Below are 6,023 nucleotides of genomic sequence, written 5' to 3' on the forward strand. Positions count from 1 at the left end.
GCTCAACCTCCAAGGTAGAGGCGTCCGACGTTCGGATCCTCCAGCAATTCCTTGCCCGTGCCCTCGTGGCGATTTTCGCCATTGGCCAGCACGTAGCCGCGATGGGCCATCTGCAGCGACTGCCGGGCGTTCTGCTCGACCATCATGATGGCGATGCCGCTTTCATTGATGCGCGCGACACGCTCGAAAATTTCGTCGACCAGCTTGGGCGACAAGGCCGCGGTGGGTTCGTCCAGCAGCAGCAGGCGCGGCTCGAGCATGAGCGCGCTGCCCATGGCCACCAGCTGGCGCTCGCCGCCCGACATCTTGCCCACGGCCTGCCGGCGCCTTTCCCTGAGGCGCGGAAACATGTCGTAGATACGCTGCTTGCCCGCTTCCAGCTCGCCCTTGGGCAGGGTGAAGGCGCCCATTTCCAGGTTTTCTTCCACGGAAAGCGCGGTGAACACATTGGCGACCTGGGGCACGAAGCACATGCCCAGCTTCACGATCTGGTGCGGCACCTTGCGGGAAATATCCTCGCCGCCGAAGTCGATCGAACCTTCGCGCGGATGCAGCAGGCCGAACACCGTCTTCATCAGGGTGGACTTGCCGGCGCCGTTGGGGCCGATGATGCAGACTATTTCATGCTCTTCCACCATCATGGACACATGACGCAGGATCTCGGTGTCGCCGTAGCCGCAGCTTATTCCATCAACCTTAAGCAGCGGCATATTGCCCTCCCAGGTAGGCCTCGAGCACGCTCTGGTTATTGCGTACTTCTTCGGGCGTGCCCTCGACCAGCTTGCGCCCTTCGCTCATGACGATCACGGGGTTGCACAGACTCATGACCATGTTCATGTCGTGCTCGATCAGCAGGAAAGTGATGCCGCGCTCGCGCGACAGGTATTCGATATTGGAGGTGAGCCGCTTGAGCAGCGTGCGATTGACGCCGGCCGCCGGCTCGTCGAGCAGCACCAGCTCGGGGCCCGTCATGAGCGTGCGCCCGAGTTCGAGCAGCTTTTTCTGGCCGCCCGACAGATTGCCCGCGTACTCGTCGCTTACATGGGTCAGCTCGAGATAGCCCAGCACCTCGAGCGCCTTTGCGCGGTTTTCTTCTTCCTGGCGGCGCACCTCGGCGCCGCGGAACAAGGCATTCCAGATGCTTTCGCCCTTTTGCTGGGTGGGCACCAGCATCAGGTTCTCCAGCACGCTCATGCTGCCGTGCTCGCGGGGAATCTGGAAAGTGCGGCACAGGCCGCTGGCGAAGATCTGGTCGGGGCGCAGGCCGGTGATGTCCTTGCCGCGATAGCGTATCGTGCCCGAATCCGGGGTGATGAATCCGGTGATGTTGTTGAAAACCGTGGTCTTGCCCGCCCCGTTCGGGCCGATCAGCCCGGTGATCGTGCCGCGGCGGACATCGAAGCTGCAATGATCGACGGCATGCAGGCCGCCGAATGCCTTGACGATATTGCGTACTTCGAGCAGGACTTCGCCGGTCGAAGCGCCGGCATCGGGGCCCGCATCCAGGCTTGTTGTATCCGTCGTCGGTGTTGTATGTATTGCCATGGTCAGCGGCTTGTCTCCTGACGCTGCAGCTCGTAGCTGGCTGCAATCCGTTGCTCCGGCGCCGGGCGCATGTGGCGGCCCGGATTCGTCGCAAGATGCTACAGCGCACCGATAGTAGCATAGACATTGTTGGGCGGCCGTCATTGTTTTCCCCAGCATCGGCCGGGCGCCAGCGGATCCGCCGGCAACACCGCATGAGCGCAAAGACACTGCTTACTGTAGCGAAATCCGGACGAAAACGCGCCATATTTCGGCATTCGGCGCCCCGGCGCAAAGCCGCCGCAAGCCGCGGGCGCGACAAGCCGTCACGGCAGCGATTATTTTTGGAAAATTTCTGTACAAAGCACTTTGTCTTTCCGGGCGACTCACGGTATGCTCATTAAAATCTTTTTTTCACCCATTCCGAGGAGCACCACCCTATGGCCACAAAAGCCGCAGCCCGTACCCCCAACGCCGCGTTCATGAAGCCGCTCACTCCCAGCGCTACCCTGGCCGCGGTCATCGGGCCGGAAGCCGTGCCCCGTACCGAGGTCACCAAGAAAATCTGGGACTACATCAAGAAGCACGACCTGCAAGACCCCAAGAACCGCCGCAACATCAATGCCGACGCCAAGCTGCGTCCCTTGTTCGGCAAGGATCAGGTATCCATGTTCGAACTGACCAAGCTGGTCAGCGCCCACCTCAAATAAAGCGAGTCCGGCCGCCAGGCCGGCAGGCGCCACGGCTTGCCGCCGCGACAGCCGGGCCTGAGGCCCGACGCAAGGTTCGCAAGGCGCCGTTCGCGTCGCACGCAAAAAGAAAGGGCTGCCCTTGCGGCAGCCCGGATCTGCAGCCTCCCGCTTTCGAGCGGCGAGGCTTTGTTTTTTATGGCCGCCATTATTCTTGCGCAGCCATGGACTTTTGCGGCTGCCTATATGGCTGAGAATCGGCTGCGCATGTTTTGTGCGCCGTATGTTTTTATGCGGCCTTTCTATGCAGCGGCGCAGTTTACGCGCCTTGGCGCATGCTCATGTTTCCGCAGCTTGCCCGGCGCGCCTATGCTTCGCCATCGGGAGACTGTCCGGAAAAAAGCGCGAGCCAGCCCTTGATCAGGCGGTACAGCACCCAGACCAGCGCCACTGCGCCGGTCAGCCAGCCGACCAGAATAGGCGTGGCCAGCGCGCTTAGCACCAGCCACAACAGGCCCCACCAGAAGGTCTTGAGCACCCAGCCGAAATGCGGCGCATATACAGTGCCGGCGGCGTCGCCGCGCTTCAGGTAGGCCAGCACTATCGCAGCGACGGTGGCCAGGCCCAGCACGCCGGCGCTGATCAAACCCAGTGCAAACAGGCCATAGATGACATGGGTAACAGTCCGCAGGTTCGGGCCCTGGGGTTCGTCCGCGGGCAAGGCCTCGGTCATAGCTGCCTCCAGATTGGAAAGAAACGATGGAATGTCTCGCTTCGAGGAAGGCTATTTTAACCGTTAGCGTGCGCTCAGGGACTGGGCCCACACGCTCGCTTCAGGTATCCGAGCTCGAGTGTATGGGCTTACCCACCAGGAGCGCGTAAATCAAGGCCGCAGCAATCGCAACAATAGCGCTCAGCAAGAGCGACGATGAAAACGAATGAGTGCGCTGAACCATCCATCCAGTTAGCACCGGCGCGAAGGAGCCACCGAAATAACCGCCGAAATTCTGCAGGCTGCCCAGCGACGCCACCAAGTGTTTGGGCGCAGCGACGTTGACCAAGGCCCAGGCGCCGCCGCCAGCGAAATACAGGAAAAACATCGTGGCGCACAAATAGATGATTGCCCAAGTGGTGCTCGATGCGTAGATCATGGGCACGGTAAAACAAGCGCTGGCAAGCAGTCCTATGCAAATAGGCCATTTGCGGCTCTTGATGAGGCTCATACCTCGCGCGGCCAGGCGATCACAGATACGTCCGCTGCAGATCGAACCAACCGCGCCGAAGAAGTACGGAATGGTCATGACCCAGCCGGTATTTGCAATACTCAAGTGACGCTGATGTTCTAGATAACCGGGAAGCCACGTCAGGTAGAGCCAGATCATATAGATAACACCGACGAACCCAAGAACAACCCCCCAGGTGGTGCGCTGAACAAAGAGCCCTCGCCAGTCTGCCCAGGACAACTTGCGTTCCGCCTCGCCGTCGTCATCAGCATCCTCTGGACGAGCATCGGCAAACGCATCCGACGAAGGCGCGTGCCTGGGAGTGGCATAGAACCACAGCCCCATCAGGACAATACCGACGACCCCGAGAATCACGAACATACTACGCCAACCGAAAGCAAGAAGCAGGCCGGTCAGGATAGGCGGAGCCAGCATTGGGCCTATCGTGGGGGAGGCTAGGAAAACACCTGTGGCTGTGCCTCTATCCTTGCGCCCGTACCACTGAGCAAGCAGCTTGGCGCCCGCAGGAAACGTAGGTGCCTCGCCTAGCCCCAAGCCTAACCGGCACCAAATCAGCCCCTGCAGGGAAGACACCAGGCCGCAGCCCAACTGAGCCACTGACCACAGAAAAAGCCCGGCACCCAACACCACACGGGTGCCTATGCGATCCAGCAGTGCACCTGTCGGCAACTGAGCAAAGGCATAAACCCAAGAAAATACGGATAGCAGCAAACCCATCTGCACTGGCGACAGATGAAGCTCCTGGCTGATGACGTGATTGGCTATGGAAAGCGCGCTGCGGTCCAGCACATTGACCATGCCGATGGCAACCAACAAGGCCAGAAGTACGCGCTGTGTGCGCCGATAGCGAGCTATGCCGCTGTTGCCCGAACTCATATCCTCTCCCGCGGCGCGAGCCGAGCTCTCGCCATCCATTCACACCATACATTGCCATAGAAATGATTGCGTTATCATTTCTATGTAGCAGCTAAGCCGCTTAGCCTAGCTATTTGGTTGCTAGTATAGTCGAGAAAATGATTGCGTTGTCATATATCGGCCGGCCATAGTCAGGATGGAGAGTTCACGGCTACGACATGAAGTTATTCAATCATGAGTTCCATATGATCTACCGGCGATTCTCGGGCTTATGAGGCCGCGGCCGAGTGGAAGCACGCGCCACGAGCTCGAAGCCCACATCAACCTGCTTCGGAGCACCATTCCCGCTCGCCACGTGTTTCTCGATGCGCTCGAGCAGATTGAGTGCAGCAAGCCGGCCGATACCCTGACCGTCAATGCGCACGGTCGTCAATGCAGGCTCGAGCTGGCTTGCGAAATCAAGGTCTCCGAAACCGGCCACAGACAGATCGCCCGGTACATCGATGCCTCTTTGACCAGCTTCGATAATGGCTCCCAGCGCAAGCAAGTCGCTGCTGCAGGACACCGCATCAATGTCGGGCGACTCGGCGAGAAGCTCACGCAAAGCCTCACGCCCCTGGCGAGTCGTAGTCGGTGAAGCCAATACTTTCTCTGGTACAGAGGTATAGCCACGTTCAGCACAAGCCTCCTTGAATCCACGCCCTCGGGCAGCGGCCCTGTCGTTATCACCCAGAATCAGTGCTGGGCGGCGACACCCGCAATCCAATAAATGCTGGCCCAAGGCATGTCCTACGTCCCGATGGGAAAAGCCGACGGTCATGTCCAAGGGCTCTTCACTGGTATCCCAGGTCTCGACTATCGGGATACCCGCAGCGGCCAATCGCATACGCGTGCGCGCCGTGTGCCTGGCTCCAGTCAGAAGAATGCCATCAGGGCGCCGGCCCAGGACATTTTCCAGTAACCGGGCTTCGCTGTCGCCATCGAAACCGCTAAGGCCGAACATGACTTGATAGCCCCGTGCATCGAGCGCAGAGGTGAAAGCTAGCAAGGTATCCGAAAATATCGCATTGGCGATAGTAGGCACCACTGCAGCAACCAACTGCGAGCGGTTCGACGCCAAGCTGCCGGCATGCCGGTTTGGCACATAGCCCAGGCGCTCGACCACGGCGCGTACACGCGCCACCGTTGCCTCGGCAACAATATCCGGGCGGCTCAGCGCGCGTGAGACTGTTATCGGCGAAACCCCAGCCAAGACAGCGATGTCCTTCAACCTGACCGCGCGCGGCCCATCGGCGGAAGTTTGGTGGGCCAGAACAACACTATCGGATGAAGAGGTGGGCCGATTATTGCCAGGAGGCTTTGCGCGTGACACGGGCTTGATCCAAGTGGAATACCGGGCTGCCAGTATAACGTCGACATAGCGCTTCACGCGCCCGAGCGCGCGACGAGCATAATCGGCACCGTAGGCAGCGTAACGCAAAGAAACCGAGCCGAGCTCAATCGGCCAGCAGCCTAGCGGCAAGCAGACAGGATGCTGTCGTCGGTAATCGGTCGCCATAAAAAGCGAACGCCCCGAAGAGAACACTCTTCGGGGCGCAGCAGTATAAAAGCCTGACGATGCCCTACTTTCACAGACGTACGTCCACTATCATCGGCGCAAAGGCGTTTCACGATCCTGTTCGGGATGGGAAGGCGTGGGACCACCTCGCTA

At 59.9% G+C, this 6,023-nt stretch carries 6 protein-coding genes and 1 rRNA gene; 1 reads left to right on the forward strand and 6 read right to left on the reverse strand.

Annotation, left to right across the window (positions count from 1 at the left end; translation table 11 throughout):
• Positions 1 to 2 precede the first annotated feature (2 nt).
• Positions 3 to 710, reverse strand: coding sequence for an ABC transporter ATP-binding protein (locus KVP10_RS17715; protein WP_217966036.1), 708 nt, complete (start codon positions 708 to 710; stop codon positions 3 to 5).
• On the reverse strand, positions 697 to 1,545 hold the full coding sequence (locus tag KVP10_RS17720; RefSeq protein WP_217966037.1) for an ABC transporter ATP-binding protein: 849 nt from the start codon (positions 1,543 to 1,545) through the stop codon (positions 697 to 699). Before KVP10_RS17720 ends, KVP10_RS17715 begins: the two co-directional genes overlap by 14 nt.
• A gap of 419 nt (positions 1,546 to 1,964) precedes the next feature.
• Here KVP10_RS17720 and KVP10_RS17725 point away from each other — a divergent pair, with 419 nt between their 5' ends.
• The gene (locus KVP10_RS17725) at positions 1,965 to 2,234 is read left to right on the forward strand and encodes an SWIB/MDM2 domain-containing protein (RefSeq protein WP_217966039.1); all 270 of its coding nucleotides are present in this window, start codon (positions 1,965 to 1,967) and stop codon (positions 2,232 to 2,234) included.
• 346 nt (positions 2,235 to 2,580) lie between these two features.
• On the opposite strand, the gene KVP10_RS17730 is transcribed toward KVP10_RS17725, so the two are convergent.
• From KVP10_RS17730 to rrf, 4 genes are all read right to left on the reverse strand, one after another.
• A complete protein-coding gene (locus tag KVP10_RS17730; protein WP_217966041.1) occupies positions 2,581 to 2,946 on the reverse strand; it encodes a DUF4870 family protein in 366 nt (121 codons plus the stop codon).
• A gap of 100 nt (positions 2,947 to 3,046) precedes the next feature.
• Entirely contained in the window at positions 3,047 to 4,333 is a 1,287-nt protein-coding gene (locus tag KVP10_RS17735; RefSeq protein WP_217966043.1) for an MFS transporter, read from the reverse strand.
• Between the two features lie 229 nt (positions 4,334 to 4,562).
• Complete coding sequence (locus tag KVP10_RS17740; protein WP_217966044.1) at positions 4,563 to 5,870, reverse strand: LacI family DNA-binding transcriptional regulator; 1,308 nt, start codon at positions 5,868 to 5,870, stop codon at positions 4,563 to 4,565.
• Between the two features lie 51 nt (positions 5,871 to 5,921).
• Positions 5,922 to 6,023, reverse strand: a 5S ribosomal RNA gene (gene rrf / locus KVP10_RS17745); the annotation flags it as partial.

The sequence above is a fragment of the Candidimonas humi genome, assembly GCF_019166065.1.
Taxonomy (GTDB): Bacteria; Pseudomonadota; Gammaproteobacteria; order Burkholderiales; family Burkholderiaceae_B; genus Candidimonas; species Candidimonas humi.